This window comes from Vibrio sp. 10N, from assembly GCF_036245475.1.
Taxonomy (GTDB): Bacteria; Pseudomonadota; Gammaproteobacteria; order Enterobacterales; family Vibrionaceae; genus Vibrio.
In genome coordinates this window covers 3,012,241-3,026,188 of record NZ_BTPM01000001.1, presented here as the reverse complement: position 1 = coordinate 3,026,188, position 13,948 = coordinate 3,012,241, and the positions used below count along the sequence as shown (strand labels likewise).

Annotated in this window: 16 protein-coding genes; 13 read left to right on the top strand and 3 right to left on the bottom strand. The window is 48.5% G+C overall.

Annotated features, from left to right (window positions below; all coding sequences use genetic code 11):
* Nucleotides 1-363: 363 nt before the first annotated feature.
* Both AAA946_RS14015 and ygfZ read right to left on the bottom strand, forming a co-directional pair.
* Nucleotides 364-864, bottom strand: coding sequence for an aminoacyl-tRNA deacylase (locus AAA946_RS14015; protein ID WP_445206082.1), 501 nt, complete (start codon nucleotides 862-864; stop codon nucleotides 364-366).
* Nucleotides 865-876: 12 nt separating this feature from the next.
* Nucleotides 877-1,845, bottom strand: coding sequence for a tRNA-modifying protein YgfZ (gene ygfZ, locus AAA946_RS14010; protein ID WP_338165387.1), 969 nt, complete (start codon nucleotides 1,843-1,845; stop codon nucleotides 877-879).
* Between the two features lie 228 nt (nucleotides 1,846-2,073).
* On the opposite strand from ygfZ, the gene AAA946_RS14005 reads away from it, so the two are divergent.
* Together AAA946_RS14005 and AAA946_RS14000 are read left to right on the top strand one after the other, a co-directional pair.
* Nucleotides 2,074-2,334: an FAD assembly factor SdhE gene (locus AAA946_RS14005; RefSeq protein WP_042473291.1), complete on the top strand. Its 261-nt coding sequence runs from the start codon at nucleotides 2,074-2,076 to the stop codon at nucleotides 2,332-2,334.
* A 10-nt stretch (nucleotides 2,335-2,344) separates the two neighbouring features.
* Nucleotides 2,345-2,725 (top strand): hypothetical protein, encoded by a 381-nt coding sequence (locus tag AAA946_RS14000; RefSeq protein ID WP_338165386.1) that lies wholly within the window; start codon nucleotides 2,345-2,347, stop codon nucleotides 2,723-2,725.
* 51 nt (nucleotides 2,726-2,776) lie between these two features.
* Here the strand turns inward: AAA946_RS14000 and nadB are convergent, their stop codons facing one another.
* Nucleotides 2,777-4,378 (bottom strand): L-aspartate oxidase, encoded by a 1,602-nt coding sequence (gene nadB, locus AAA946_RS13995; RefSeq protein ID WP_338165385.1) that lies wholly within the window; start codon nucleotides 4,376-4,378, stop codon nucleotides 2,777-2,779.
* 372 nt (nucleotides 4,379-4,750) lie between these two features.
* Between nadB and rpoE the strand changes: the two genes are divergently transcribed.
* From rpoE to acpS, 11 genes are all read left to right on the top strand, one after another.
* Nucleotides 4,751-5,329, top strand: a complete 579-nt coding sequence (gene rpoE, locus AAA946_RS13990) for an RNA polymerase sigma factor RpoE (protein WP_103882021.1) — start codon at nucleotides 4,751-4,753, stop codon at nucleotides 5,327-5,329.
* Nucleotides 5,330-5,343: 14 nt separating this feature from the next.
* The gene (locus AAA946_RS13985; RefSeq protein ID WP_338165384.1) at nucleotides 5,344-5,970 is read left to right on the top strand and encodes an RseA family anti-sigma factor; all 627 of its coding nucleotides are present in this window, start codon (nucleotides 5,344-5,346) and stop codon (nucleotides 5,968-5,970) included.
* A complete protein-coding gene (gene rseB / locus AAA946_RS13980) occupies nucleotides 5,967-6,947 on the top strand; it encodes a sigma-E factor regulatory protein RseB (RefSeq protein WP_338165383.1) in 981 nt (326 codons plus the stop codon). Before AAA946_RS13985 ends, rseB begins: the two co-directional genes overlap by 4 nt.
* On the top strand, nucleotides 6,944-7,414 hold the full coding sequence (locus AAA946_RS13975; RefSeq protein WP_338165382.1) for a SoxR reducing system RseC family protein: 471 nt from the start codon (nucleotides 6,944-6,946) through the stop codon (nucleotides 7,412-7,414). The genes rseB and AAA946_RS13975 overlap by 4 nt, the downstream gene beginning before the upstream one ends.
* Nucleotides 7,415-7,526: 112 nt before the next feature.
* Nucleotides 7,527-9,320, top strand: a complete 1,794-nt coding sequence (lepA, locus tag AAA946_RS13970; RefSeq protein ID WP_338165381.1) for a translation elongation factor 4 — start codon at nucleotides 7,527-7,529, stop codon at nucleotides 9,318-9,320.
* A gap of 102 nt (nucleotides 9,321-9,422) precedes the next feature.
* Nucleotides 9,423-10,319, top strand: coding sequence for a signal peptidase I (gene lepB, locus AAA946_RS13965; protein ID WP_338165380.1), 897 nt, complete (start codon nucleotides 9,423-9,425; stop codon nucleotides 10,317-10,319).
* 10 nt (nucleotides 10,320-10,329) lie between these two features.
* Nucleotides 10,330-11,007: a ribonuclease III gene (rnc, locus tag AAA946_RS13960; protein WP_042473301.1), complete on the top strand. Its 678-nt coding sequence runs from the start codon at nucleotides 10,330-10,332 to the stop codon at nucleotides 11,005-11,007.
* Nucleotides 11,000-12,004 (top strand): GTPase Era, encoded by a 1,005-nt coding sequence (gene era, locus AAA946_RS13955; protein ID WP_338165379.1) that lies wholly within the window; start codon nucleotides 11,000-11,002, stop codon nucleotides 12,002-12,004. Before rnc ends, era begins: the two co-directional genes overlap by 8 nt.
* Before the next feature lie 57 nt (nucleotides 12,005-12,061).
* Nucleotides 12,062-12,760, top strand: a complete 699-nt coding sequence (recO, locus tag AAA946_RS13950) for a DNA repair protein RecO (RefSeq protein WP_338165378.1) — start codon at nucleotides 12,062-12,064, stop codon at nucleotides 12,758-12,760.
* A 17-nt stretch (nucleotides 12,761-12,777) separates the two neighbouring features.
* The gene (gene pdxJ, locus AAA946_RS13945; RefSeq protein ID WP_338165377.1) at nucleotides 12,778-13,512 is read left to right on the top strand and encodes a pyridoxine 5'-phosphate synthase; all 735 of its coding nucleotides are present in this window, start codon (nucleotides 12,778-12,780) and stop codon (nucleotides 13,510-13,512) included.
* Between the two features lie 37 nt (nucleotides 13,513-13,549).
* Nucleotides 13,550-13,930, top strand: coding sequence for a holo-ACP synthase (acpS, locus tag AAA946_RS13940; protein WP_338165376.1), 381 nt, complete (start codon nucleotides 13,550-13,552; stop codon nucleotides 13,928-13,930).
* The last annotated feature ends 18 nt before the right edge of the window (nucleotides 13,931-13,948 follow it).

Sequence of the window (13,948 nt, the reverse complement as noted above, 5' to 3'; positions counted from 1 at the left end):
GACACACAAATTTACACATTCATGACTGAGTGTGGGTGGTGGAGATTGGGAAACATTAAGATAAAAAAAAGCCCGCACAGCGGGCCAAATGTCACAGATGCATTACACAAAAGTGGAGTTACTGCTCTAGGCAGAGATTCACTCTAGTGCGTGATCCAACTCAGCCTTAACGGCTAACTTGAACACAAAACCACCATAACTTAAATTTCATGAAATGACTATTTATGCTCAATAAATGTATAAGTTTTCATTGATGTATATGGTGAAATCCGACTAAGTTCACATTTGGTGGTTCTGAGTGGACAAAATATTACATTTGAAGCGCTGGTTTTAGGTTCTCAGTAGGGGGCCGTGGTGTGGAAGCTAGCGAATAATGTCACTCCAAGTGGGAGCGCATTGTGCACAGAGATCGCTTAACGCCAGCTCAATTCCAGCGATACGTTCACCACTGCTAATGGTGATTATCGGTGTGGATTGCAATGTATGGTCAAATACGATGGGCATAGGGGTTTTGAGTAACAGTGGTGTCACCGTCCCCACTTTATAGCCAGTAAGCGCTTCGATGTCGCTGCTATCGACACAGGTCATGCGCCTCGATTGCAATACGGCGCGTACCTTCTTGGGGTCGATCTGGCGATCGCCTGGGCAACAGGCCAGCGCATAGCGGTTTCCCATATCCCTCAATACCATGGTTTTGACCATCATATTCGGAGTAATACCGCGCAACGCAGCCGTATCTTCAATCGATACGGCTTCGCGAGATTGCATGAGTACCCTGAATGGGATGCCATTTTGCTTTAGGTACGTGGTGATTGGCGTCTCTAACTCAACACGTTGGCGCTCAGAGATGTCAGACTTTGGCATTGTCACCAATACTCACTCGCTATCGAGTGGATAAGGCGGTAATGACAATGACAGTCGGCTATCTGGTTGTGAGGCCAAACGGAACTCAACGTCATCATCAAGATTATTGTTGATGATGATTGAAGCCATCAGTGTATGGTCATCGTATTGGAATGTACTGAGTACATCGCCCGCTTTACGCCAGTTATCACCCACTGAGCGCTCGATAGTCAGTTCATCATCGCCAGTAATAGCTGCGGAGAGTGAGCCGGTTAACGTGGCAAGCATACGCTTGTTGATCCCACGGTATTTGGCTCTGGCAACGGTCTCTTGGCCAGTGTAGCAGCCCTTGTTGAAGCTGATTCCATCCAAAGCTTGTAGGTTAAAGGCTTGAGGAATGTGCTGGTTTTGCAGTTCAGCGGTCAGGATTGGCAGCCCTGCCTCGATATCGAACTTGGTCCAGATGGACTCCTGTACCCATTGCAGTTCTTGGCCGTCTAAGGTGTGAATAAGCTCGTCACTCGCCAGTACAAGCCAACGCTGGTCATCAATGCGTACGGCACTGCTGGCGTTTTGCTGCCTTACGTCACCTGATGATGGAAAATGTTCATCAACCCATGCTTGAGCCTGTTCTCCCATGACACCAATACACATTTTGCTGCTTTGAGTAAATTCAACTTTAGAGAAGATAGCGTACTTCTTTAGCTCAACTAACTCTTGGGCAATCGCCGACAATGGTTGAAACATTGCGTAGCCTTGCTTGGTATGAAATAGGCGGAACACACTCCAGGCTTTGCCTTTTGCATCGCAATGCGCGCCAAGCGTGGATTGCTGCGCCTCCAGTGAGACCACATCACAGGTCACCTGACCTTGAAGGTAAGACTTACGGTCGTCACCCGTCAGTTCAATCGCGCCCCAAGCGTTGAGCGGCGTCAACATGAGTGCGGGAAGCGTTGTCTCTGGGGTGAGGGATAGTGCTTGAATGCTAGGTTGCCATTCCATAGGTTGTGATCTCTTTGTTATACATGGTTGTTATGTTAATCGCGGCGCTGCCATTTGTCAGCTTAAACTGCGTAGTATAAACGGACCGTTGAGTGAGCTATAAAAGCGAAATGCGGTTTGTTGCACGAAATCTTGTGAGCAAAGTTGAGTTTGTGTGATACAGGGTGTGGTGGGGTATTCACTTGCTTGTTACACTCGCCCCATAATGAGTAGTAGATGGAGATTAGAATGTACTCTAGTGAAGAAAAAGCGCGCATCAAGTGGGCATGTCGTAGAGGTATGTTGGAGCTCGACGTAGTGATTATGCCTTTCTTTGAGGAGTGCTTTGATACTCTCAATGATCAAGAGCAGCGTGACTTCGTATCGCTGCTGGAATGCGATGATCCAGACCTGTTTACTTGGGTCATGGGGCATGGTCGCAGCGAAAACCTAGGTCACGCGTCCATGGTCGACAAAATCGTGGCACACAATTTAAGTAAAGTTCGCTAATCAATTTATAATGGCGCAGGCCGAGGTTCCTCATCTTGACCTGCTCCTATCTTTCTCCTCCCTTCCTTTGATTATTGATAACCTCGTTAAATGTATCCTTTGCCTGATCCTTCTATTTACCCCTTTGCCCCTGGTGGTTTTGCCCTTGATATGGCGCTTGATCGCTTCTAACGAAATGCTACGACCTTGCGTAACGGGGCGTTTGCGCTGCAAAGAAGATAAATGGCACCTCAATGATGAGAGATTGAATGAGGTCCGGTTTAATCTTGCTTTTGCTTGGTGGGTCATTGCTCTCTATGACGCTCAACATGGCTGGCGACTTATTTGGCGTGCGGGTATGGCAGAGCGAAGTTACCGGCACTTGGTTGTGGCCATAAAAGGCTGGCAATAAAAAAGCAGCCTGAGTAGGCTGCTTTGATTCGAATGACCGCTTTGTGGCAGATTACGGCTCCAAAATAGTTGGGCCGCTATTCTCTAACATCTCAGGGTAATCGAGAGTGTAGTGTAGACCGCGACTCTCTTTACGTTGCATCGCACAGCGAACCATAAGCTCTGCTACTTGCAGCAGGTTACGCAGTTCCAGCAGGTTATTAGAGACCTTGAAGTGGCTGTAGTATTCGTGAGTTTCTTGTTGCAGCAATTGAATGCGGCGTAGCGCACGCTCTAGGCGTTTATCGGTACGCACAATCCCCATGTAATCCCACATAAACAGACGCAGCTCGTGCCAGTTATGTTGGATGATGACTTCTTCATCAGAGCAGCTGACTTGGCTTTCATCCCACGCTGGTAATGTCTCTGGGTGCGTCGCGCTGTCGAATTTTTCCATGATGTCTTTGGCCGCTGACCAAGCGTATACCACACATTCAAGTAGCGAGTTCGACGCCATGCGGTTAGCACCGTGAAGACCGGTGTAGCTCACCTCACCAATCGCATATAACTGCTCTAGATCCGTGCGACCGGATTTATCAACGATGACGCCACCACAGGTATAGTGCGCAGCCGGTACGATAGGGATCGGCTCTTTAGTCATGTCGATGCCAAGATCTTGCAAGCGCATATGGATGGTTGGGAAGTGCTTAATAATAAACTCTTCTGGCTTGTGGCTGATGTCAAGGTACATGCAATCGGCACCCAAGCGCTTCATTTCAAAGTCGATAGCGCGAGCGACCACATCACGTGGAGCCAGCTCTTCTCGCTCGTCAAAATCGGGCATAAAGCGCGTGCCGTCAGGGCGTTTTAGATAAGCCCCTTCACCTCGTAGCGCTTCTGTCAGCAGGAAGTTACGTGCGTCTGGGTGGAACAAACACGTCGGGTGGAATTGGTTAAACTCCAGGTTGGCGACTCGGCAACCAGAGCGCCATGCCATCGCAATGCCGTCACCAGAGGACACGTCTGGGTTAGAGGTGTACTGATACACTTTTGATGCACCACCAGTCGCAAGGACGACAAACTTAGCACGCACGGTTTCAACGTGTTCTTTGTTGCGGTTCCAAATATAGGCACCAACCACTTTGTCTTTGCTGCCACCCACTTTGTCTTCAGTGATCAAATCTAAGGCGTTGTAGCGCTCAAAAATCTCGATGTTTGGGTGGTTAAGCACGTTGTCTTGAAGCGTAGTCTGCATCGCCATGCCCGTCGCATCGGCCGCATGCAGAATACGACGATGACTGTGGCCGCCTTCGCGCGTTAAGTGATAACGCGGCGCTTCGTCCTTTTCGGTTTCAACTTGGTCAAAGGGCACACCGCCATCGATAAGCCACTGGACGCACTCCTTGGCGTTCTCGGCAATAAACTGTACGGTGTCTTCTTCACACAGCCCGGCACCCGCAATATTGGTGTCGTTAACATGTGACTCGATGCTGTCGGCTTCGTCGAAAACTGCGGCAATACCGCCTTGAGCGTAATAGGTTGCCCCTTCACTCAACGGGCCTTTACTTAAAACAATAACCTTAGCGCGCTCAGCAACTCGCAGCGCAAGAGAAAGACCAGCAGCGCCACTTCCTATAACTAAAACATCACAAAGATGTTCTCGGTTTGTGTTCATAATTCTATTAAAATCCTGACCTATGGTAGAGCTAGCAGACTCTACCCAGCTAAAAGTGCACGATAGGAAGCTGCGTATCGCAGCTGGCGAAGGGCACTTGCTAAGAGGATTACCGCCATGCGTAACGGGTTGAAAAACTCGTTGTGTTGTGGCGTTAAGTAATCCATTCTAGAGAATTGGCCCCATTGTAGTTGACGCCAAATCACATTGTGAATGATAAATAACAAAAAAATGCAGAAAGTTTGGAACTTTCCAATTTGCATAGAGTCACAATAGTGCTCATGTTAGCGGTGGTGTCAAGACTACAATATGCATAATTAATACTCATATCTGAGAAGGTAAGGGTAATAACGAATAGGAGTGAACGCTCGCATGAACGAGCAGCCGACCGATCAGGTGTTGATTGAGCGCGTTCAAAGTGGAGATAAACAAGCATTTAACCTATTGGTTTTGCGCTATCAAAACAAGGTTTGCAATCTCATATCACGATACGTGAGCAATTCGGGCGATGTAGCGGACATAGCCCAAGAAGCATTTATTAAAGCGTATCGAGCGATCCCAACGTTTAGAGGCGAGAGTGCTTTCTATACTTGGTTGTATCGCATAGCAGTGAACACCGCGAAGAATCACATTGTGGCACAGAGCCGTAGGCCACCTGCCAGCGATGTGGACGCAGAAGATGCCGAATTTTTTGAAACCGGTAACGCTTTGAAAGAAATTTCGAACCCTGAGAACTTAACGTTGTCGAATGAATTGAAGCGAACAGTTTTCGCTGCAATTGAAGCGTTACCTGAAGACTTAAAGACTGCAATGACCCTTCGTGAGCTTGATGGCTTGAGCTACGAAGAAATTGCAGAAGTAATGGATTGCCCAGTAGGAACGGTACGTTCGCGTATCTTCCGTGCTCGTGAAGCGGTAGAGAAGAAGATTAAGCCTCTTCTTCAACGCTAAAACTAGTTACAACTATGGTGAATATAATGGCTGACAAACAGAAGCTTTCAGCATTCATGGATGGAGACCTGATCGATGAGGCGCTAATCGAAGCGCTGGAGAATGATCAGGAGAGCAAACAAACCTGGCAAAACTACCACCTCATCGGTGATGTGATGCGTGGTGATGAACCACAAAGCCTAGATTGGAATATTGCTGAGAGCGTCGCACTGGCACTCGATGATGAGCCAGCGCATCAAGCGGTAAGCAAAGAGACAGTGACACCGATTGAGGCGCAACCGACACCGTCGCAAGCGAAACGTCAGCTACCGGCATGGCTAACTCAGTTTGGCCAAGTGGGTATTGCCGCGTGTGTATCGCTCGCCGTTATTTTAGGTGTGCAGCAGTTCTCTGGACAAGATGCATCGCAACCTGAAGTTGAGCAGCTACCAGTGCTGCAAACTATCCCATTTTCGGGTAGCGCGGAGCCTGTAAGTTTGACTCGTGATTCAGTCGCGAGAACAAACCAGAATGAAAGCGCCAATGTACAAGAGCAGCGCCGCCGCATTAATGCTCTATTGCAAGATTACGAGCTACAGCTGCGCTTAAACAGTGACGATCAAGCGTCTCTGACTACGGATACAGAATCGGTAATTGAATGAAAAAACTTCTGACCAGTTCGTTATTGCTGTTCAGTTTGTTTGCTAACTCGGCCTTTGCAGAAGAGCAATCTTCTGTAGAGGCTTTGTTGCATCAGATGAATGACGCCAGTCAGCAATTGAACTACGAACTGTCTTATATCCTTATCAAAAAGAACAGTATTGAGCCTTTGTTGTATCGTCATGCGCGACATGAAGATCAGCAGTTGGCTCATTTGGTCTATTTAAGTGGACCGGTTCGCGAAGTGATCCGCCGTGGCAATGAGGTCAGCTACATCGAGCCTGGTGTCGATCCGTTTACTATCGAATCGGGTAAAATGGTCGCGCCTTTGATGCCACTGCTTAACAGCGATGTCACAAAGCTGAGCCAATATTACGATTATGTGCGTGTTGGCCGTGCCAGAGAAGCGGGAGCGGCAGCGCAAGTATTTCGTGTCGTGCCTAAAGATGGGCTGCGTTACTCATACGTGTTGTGGGTCGATGAAAAAAGTAAATTGCCTCTGCGCGCGGATCTTCTTGATCGAGATGGTGAGATCTTAGAGCAATATCGCGTTATCTCTTACACCATCAACGATCACATTGCGACCATGCTCAGCTCGCTCGATGAAGTCCAGCTCCCTGCGGTACTGTCGCTGCCGAAAGGCAACATTGAACAGACCTTCTGGCAGGTTGGTTGGGTGCCAAGTGGTTTCAATCCCAAAGATCTTAATCGCTATCGCATGATCGCCACCGAAGATGTGGTAGAGAGCCAAATGTACACTGATGGCTTATTTAGCTTCTCCGTCTACGTATCGGATCGTGATAGTAATTCGATGAAAGGTCAGCTGATCCGTCAAGGACGTCGCACTGTGCATAGCATTGTCACCGGTGATAAGCAGATCTCTGTGGTTGGTGACATTCCTCCTGCGACTGCGCAGCGCATCGCACAATCTGTTAAACTGAATAAAGTACAGCAAGCAGATGAAGGCGTAACCCCATGATGACCGCTCTTGCGACGGTGACCTCGGTAACTAACCGTGGTCATCGTTATCAAGTTGAATTGAGCTGCGACCAACAAACCAGTTGCAGCTCTTGCCAATCAAAAAACAGTTGTGGCACCGGCATTGTCACCAAAGCGGTCGGTAACAAACAGCTGAGCTGGCATCTACTGACCTCCAAAACCGTCAACCCTGGCGATATTGTTGAAATCGCGTTTCCAGAGAAAAGCCTGCTGCAATCGGCGGCATTGATCTATTTGTTGCCTCTGTTGTTCCTGTTTTTAGGAGCGATGGTGGGCCAATTGTGGCTCGCGCCATTGCTTGGCGGTAGTGAGCTGGTGGTGATTGGTTTTTCAGCAGTTTCTGCCTGTTTGGGCTTCAGGCTCGCAAAGAAATGGGTGTCGCCAATGGAGGCGGCGTCGCATCAACAGGTTGAATTGGTGCGGGTGCTCGGGCAGTCCATTGCCTAAATAAGGTGCGAACCGCAACGAAATTGGGTAGAATCTGCCAACTTAATTGAAATGCGTGTTTTTTCCGCTATTTCATTCCCTAATTGTTTAAGAGTTTAGCTACACCAAATCTATGAAGCACATTCGTAACTTTTCTATTATCGCCCACATTGACCACGGTAAATCGACGCTGTCGGACCGTTTGATCCAAGTTTGCGGCGGCTTAAGCGACCGTGAAATGGCGGCACAGGTTCTTGATTCGATGGATCTAGAGCGCGAGCGCGGTATCACTATTAAAGCTCAGAGTGTTACTCTGGATTACACGGCGAAAGATGGGGAAACCTATCAGCTAAACTTTATCGATACTCCAGGACACGTTGACTTCTCGTACGAAGTATCACGTTCCCTGGCGGCTTGTGAAGGTGCGCTACTGGTGGTTGATGCGGGTCAGGGTGTTGAAGCTCAGACACTAGCGAACTGCTACACCGCAATTGAAATGGAACTTGAAGTGGTTCCAGTTCTGAACAAGATCGACCTTCCAGCAGCAGAGCCAGAGCGTGTTGCTGAAGAGATCGAAGAGATCGTTGGTATCGACGCGATGGAAGCGGTTCGCTGTTCTGCGAAGACCGGTCTAGGTGTTGACGATGTGCTTGAAGAGATCGTAAAAGCGATCCCGGCACCAGAAGGCAATCCAGACGATCCACTGCAAGCGCTAATCATCGACTCTTGGTTCGATAACTACCTCGGTGTTGTTTCTCTAGTACGTATTAAAAACGGCGTGCTGAAGAAGAACGACAAGATCAAAGTAATGAGCACCGGTCAGGTTTGGGGTGTAGACCGCCTTGGTATCTTCACACCAAAACAAGTTGACACGACTGAGCTAAATACCGGCGAAGTAGGTTGGGTTGTGTGTGGTATCAAAGACATCCTTGGCGCGCCAGTGGGTGATACACTGACCACCGCTAAGAATGGCTGTGAAGTTGCACTGCCAGGCTTCCAAAAAGTAAAACCTCAGGTCTACGCGGGTCTATTCCCTGTATCGTCTGATGATTACGAAAACTTCCGTGATGCACTAGGCAAACTCAGCCTAAACGATGCGTCACTGTTCTATGAGCCAGAGAGCTCTGCTGCACTGGGTTTTGGTTTCCGTTGTGGCTTCTTGGGTATGCTTCACATGGAGATTATCCAAGAGCGTCTAGAGCGTGAGTACGACCTAGACCTGATCACGACAGCGCCGACGGTAGTCTACGAAGTAGAGAAAACGGACGGTTCACTTCACTATGTTGATAGCCCAGCGAAACTGCCGGCAACCAACGACATTGAAGAAATTCGTGAGCCAATCGCACGTTGTAATATCCTTGTACCATCGGATTACCTAGGTAACGTGATTACGCTTTGTGTTGAGAAGCGTGGTACTCAGGTAGACATGGTTTATCACGGCAACCAAGTGGCTGTGACTTACGATATCCCGATGGCAGAAGTAGTACTCGACTTCTTCGACCGTCTGAAGTCGACTTCTCGTGGTTATGCATCACTGGATTACAACTTCCAACGCTTTGAAGCGTCGAACATGGTGCGTGTGGACGTACTGCTGAACGGTGATACGGTAGACGCACTGGCCATCATCACTCACAAAGATCAGTCTCAGAGCCGTGGTCGTCAGTTGGTTGAGAAGATGAAAGAGTTCATCCCTCGCCAGATGTTCGATATCGCGATTCAGGCTGCGATCGGTAACCACATCATTGCGCGTTCTACTGTGAAACAGTTACGTAAAAACGTAATCGCGAAATGTTACGGTGGTGACGTAAGCCGTAAGAAGAAACTGTTGAAGAAACAGAAAGAAGGTAAGAAACGTATGAAGCAGATCGGTAACGTTGAACTGCCTCAAGAAGCGTTCCTTGCGATTCTACACGTAGGCAAAGACTAATTCTTTTGCCTAACGTGGCGACATAATACAGCAGAAGTGAAAGTGCTCATTGAGTGCTTTCACTTTCGTTATTTTTAAAGATACGAAAATTAAGGGAATTGAATGGCTAATACCTTCTCATTGATCCTCGTCATCGTGACGTTAGTGACTGGTGTCGTTTGGGTTATGGATAAGCTCGTATTGAGAAAGCAGCGTCAGCAGAAGCTGGCGGACATCCAAGCGCAAGCAAATCAAATTGATGAAGAAACAGCAAACAAAGCGGTCGAGCCATCTTGGTTTGTTGAGAATAGTGTTTCCATTTTTCCTGTTATCGCCTTTGTGTTGGTATTGCGTTCATTTATTTATGAACCATTCCAAATCCCATCAGGCTCTATGATGCCGACGCTACTGGTTGGCGACTTCATCCTCGTTGAGAAATACGCGTATGGACTTAAAGATCCAGTATGGCGTACTCAGTTGGTTGAAACGGGCAAACCTGAGCGAGGTGATATCGTCGTATTTAAATACCCACCGCAGCCAAATATTGACTACATTAAGCGTGTGGTTGGTTTGCCGGGTGATACGGTTCGTTACAGCGCTCGTAAGGACATCTGTATTCAACGTCCAGGCGAGTCACGCTGTAAGCCAGTTAAGCTGTCGAATGTCCAAGACAGCCCATTTATCCAAAATGGTATCCCGCTAATTCAAATGGATGAAAAGCTGGGAGAAGTCGGCCACCAAGTGCTGGTGAATCCACTTCGTCGTGACCGCGTTGATCAATATCAGCCGCGCAATGGCGTGAACGAGTGGGTGGTACCAGAAGGTCAATACTTCGTGATGGGCGATAACCGTGACAACAGTGCCGACAGCCGTTACTGGGGTTTTGTGCCAGAAGGCAACCTAGTGGGTAAAGCGGTTGGCATTTGGATTAGCTTTGAATTTGAACGTGGTGCAGACAGCATTCTGCCTACATGGATCCCAACCGGTGTCAGATTTAATCGCATCGGTGGAATAGACTGAACGAGAGAGCATGAATTCTCCTATTAAACTTTTAGAAAAAAAGCTCGGCTATCAGTTCAATGATAGCGAGCTGCTGATGCTGGCGCTGACTCACCGCAGCGCCCACGGCAACCATAACGAACGACTAGAATTTCTGGGCGATTCAATTTTAAGTTTTGTCATTGCTGACGATCTTTACCATCGTTTTCCTAAGGTAAACGAAGGGGACATGAGTCGAATGCGTGCCACCTTAGTGAGAGGTAATACTCTGGCTGAGCTAGGGCGTGAATTCGTCTTGGGAGATTACTTAAAATTAGGTCCAGGTGAGCTGAAAAGTGGCGGATTCCGTCGTGACTCTATCTTGGCTGATGCGGTTGAAGCGATCATTGGTGCGATTTATCTCGACAGCGATGTCGAGACGGTTCGCGGTATTGTGCTCAGCTGGTACCAATCGCGTCTTGACGCGATCAAGCCTGGAGTGTCACAGAAAGATCCAAAAACTCGCCTGCAAGAGTTTCTACAAGGTCGAAGAAAACCACTCCCTGTCTACACAGTGACTAATATTAAAGGGGAAGCGCATAACCAAGAGTTTACCGTTTCCTGTGAAGTGGCAGGTGTGGATAAGCCTGTTATCGGCAAAGGCACCAGCCGCCGCAAGGCAGAACAAGCGGCTGCGGAACTGGCTTTAGAGAAACTGACCAATGTCTGATAAACCAAATTCTGATCAAGAGTTCGATCTCGATGCGTACTTCGCTTCAACGAGCGACTCGACAAGCGCAGCAACTCATGAAAGCACCGGTGAGCAACACTGTGGCTTTGTGGCTATCGTGGGTCGTCCTAACGTCGGTAAATCGACGCTGCTTAACCGCATCCTAGGACAGAAAATCTCGATCACCTCGCGTAAACCGCAGACCACGCGCCACCGTATTATGGGTGTGGACACCGAAGGCGACTATCAAGCGATCTATGTAGACACTCCGGGTCTGCACATCGAAGAGAAACGTGCGATCAACCGTCTGATGAACCGCGCGGCAAACAGCTCGCTCAGTGATGTGAACTTGGTGTTGTTCCTTGTGGATGGTACGCAGTGGACTGACGACGATGAGATGGTGCTGACCAAGCTTCGTAAGTCGAATTTCCCAGTCATCTTGTGCATCAACAAGGTAGACAACGTGAAAGATCGCAACGACGTGATGCTGCATATGCAGGAGATGACCAAGAAGATGGAATTTGTTGATGTGGTGCCGATTTCGGCTAAGCACGGCAAAAACATCGACGTGATTCGTCAGCATGTTCGCGAACACCTTCCTGAGGCAGTACACCACTTCCCAGAAGAGTACGTCACAGACCGTTCTCAACGTTTTATGGCGTCTGAAATCCTGCGTGAAAAGTTGATGCGATTCACCGGTGATGAGCTGCCTTATTCGGTGACGGTTGAGATTGAGCGTTTCGATTACAATCCGGATACGGATGGTTTCCACATCAATGCGCTTATCTTAGTAGAGCGCAGTGGCCAGAAGAAGATGGTGATCGGTAAAGGTGGCGAGAAGATCAAAACCATCGGCCGTGAGGCTCGTCTTGATATGGAAGAGCTGTTCGATCGTAAAGTCTATCTAGAGACCTGGGTAAAAGTGAAATCAGGTTGGGCTGATGATGAGCGTGCACTGCGTTCTCTTGGCTACATCGACGATATCGAAAACAAATAATACCGTAGATCAGAGTAGCGCTAGCTGCTCTGATCCCTTTTAGACAGAATATGACCTATGGATGGATTGCAACGCTGCTTTGTTTTGCATCGAAGACCTTACAGTGAATCGAGCTTAATACTCGATGTATTCAGTGAGGAATATGGTCGCGTCACGCTACTTTCCAAAGGCGCTAGAAGTAAGCGCTCGAATCTCAAAGGCGCTCTACAGCCTTTCACCCCACTATTGTTAAAGTGGTCCGGCAATGGCTCAATGAAAACATTGAGGCAAGCGGAAGCCATCAGTCTTGGTCTGCCTTTATCCGGTGTGAACCTCTATTCTGCGATGTACGTTAACGAACTTATTGCGCGCGTGTTGGCGAGTGAGATCGCATTTCCTGATTTATTTCACGACTATCTTCAAGCGTTAACAGAGCTTGCCCATAATACCAATCCTGAACCTGCGTTGCGGCGTTTTGAACTCGCTCTCCTTTCTGCAATGGGATACGGTGTAGACTTCTTGCACTGTGCTGGTACGGGCGAACCTATAGATCCGACAATGACTTATCGTTATCGGGAGCAGAAAGGATTCATCGCAAGTGTGCGTAGAGACAATCTCACCTTTTTAGGTGAAGAGCTCATCGCCATCAGTGAGCGACGTTTCCTGAGTAAAACACAGTTACAAGCGGCAAAACGCTTTACACGCATAGCATTAAAGCCGTATCTTGGCGGAAAACCATTAAAAAGCAGGGAACTGTTTCGAATGAAGCAGTCCTGATCATGGAGTAATCATCGATGAGTTCTATCCTTTTAGGTATCAATATTGACCATATCGCGACCCTACGTAATGCTCGCGGTACTAAGTATCCAGACCCAGTACACGCGGCAGAGATTGCTGAGCGTGCAGGCGCAGATGGCATCACTATCCACCTTCGTGAAGACCGTCGTCACATCCTAGACCGCGATGTGCGTATCCTACGTGAAACGCTACAAACGCGTATGAACCTAGAAATGGCGGTGACTGACGAGATGATCGACATCGCGCTAAAAACTAAGCCTGAGTTCGTGTGTCTGGTACCAGAGAAGCGTGAAGAGCTTACCACTGAAGGTGGCCTTGACGTGAAAGGTCAACTTGAGAAAATCAAAGCAGCAACTGAGAAGCTAACCGCAGCGGGCATCAAGGTGTCACTGTTTATCGACGCTGACCGTGAGCAAATCGATGCGTCTAAAGCGGCGGGTGCGCCATTCATCGAGCTACATACTGGTCATTATGCCGACGCGGAAACAGAAGAAGATCAACAAGATGAACTGAAGAAGATCGCGGCTGGCGCAAGCTACGCGGCTGACATTGGTATCACAGTTAACGCAGGTCACGGCCTGACTTACCACAACGTTGGCCCTATCGCGGCATTGCCAGAGATCTACGAGCTGAACATCGGTCACTCGATTATTGGCCGCGCAGTGTTTGATGGCTTACATAAAGCGGTTGCTGACATGAAAGCGGTCATGGAAGCGGCGCGCCGCGGTTAATCCGAGCACGGTAAACAACAAGTAGAGGCGAGACTTAGTGGCAATCTTAGGACTTGGGACAGACATTGCGGAAATCGAACGTGTAGAAAAGGCGTTATCACGAACAGGTGAGGCGTTTGCTAAGCGTATCCTGACCGACAATGAACTGATGCAGTTCCAAAGCCTAAAACAGCAGGGACGCTTTCTTGCAAAGCGCTTTGCTGTCAAAGAAGCCGCCTCTAAAGCGCTCGGTACCGGTATTGCTCATGGCGTGACCTTTCATGATTTTGAAGTGTCCAACGATGAGCACGGCAAGCCCATTCTGACGCTCAATAAAAAAGCCGCACAAATTGCGGCTTCTATGGGGGTGGTGTCTAACCACCTCTCTATCTCTGACGAGCGACATTACGCTGTCGCAACGGTTATATTAGAGAGCTAGCGCGTTCAGGTATCAGAA

Coding starts and splice junctions, on each gene's coding strand:
- AAA946_RS14005 (WP_042473291.1), top strand. CDS start 2,074: ATGTACTCTAGTGAAGAAAAAGCGCGCATCAAGTGGGCATGTCGTAGA.
- rseB (WP_338165383.1), top strand. CDS start 5,967: ATGAAAAAACTTCTGACCAGTTCGTTATTGCTGTTCAGTTTGTTTGCT.
- AAA946_RS13975 (WP_338165382.1), top strand. CDS start 6,944: ATGATGACCGCTCTTGCGACGGTGACCTCGGTAACTAACCGTGGTCAT.
- AAA946_RS13985 (WP_338165384.1), top strand. CDS start 5,344: ATGGTGAATATAATGGCTGACAAACAGAAGCTTTCAGCATTCATGGAT.
- rnc (WP_042473301.1), top strand. CDS start 10,330: ATGAATTCTCCTATTAAACTTTTAGAAAAAAAGCTCGGCTATCAGTTC.
- pdxJ (WP_338165377.1), top strand. CDS start 12,778: ATGAGTTCTATCCTTTTAGGTATCAATATTGACCATATCGCGACCCTA.
- lepB (WP_338165380.1), top strand. CDS start 9,423: ATGGCTAATACCTTCTCATTGATCCTCGTCATCGTGACGTTAGTGACT.
- AAA946_RS14000 (WP_338165386.1), top strand. CDS start 2,345: ATGGCGCAGGCCGAGGTTCCTCATCTTGACCTGCTCCTATCTTTCTCC.
- era (WP_338165379.1), top strand. CDS start 11,000: ATGTCTGATAAACCAAATTCTGATCAAGAGTTCGATCTCGATGCGTAC.
- lepA (WP_338165381.1), top strand. CDS start 7,527: ATGAAGCACATTCGTAACTTTTCTATTATCGCCCACATTGACCACGGT.
- rpoE (WP_103882021.1), top strand. CDS start 4,751: ATGAACGAGCAGCCGACCGATCAGGTGTTGATTGAGCGCGTTCAAAGT.
- recO (WP_338165378.1), top strand. CDS start 12,062: ATGGATGGATTGCAACGCTGCTTTGTTTTGCATCGAAGACCTTACAGT.
- ygfZ (WP_338165387.1), bottom strand. CDS start 1,845: ATGGAATGGCAACCTAGCATTCAAGCACTATCCCTCACCCCAGAGACA.
- nadB (WP_338165385.1), bottom strand. CDS start 4,378: ATGAACACAAACCGAGAACATCTTTGTGATGTTTTAGTTATAGGAAGT.
- AAA946_RS14015 (WP_445206082.1), bottom strand. CDS start 864: ATGCCAAAGTCTGACATCTCTGAGCGCCAACGTGTTGAGTTAGAGACG.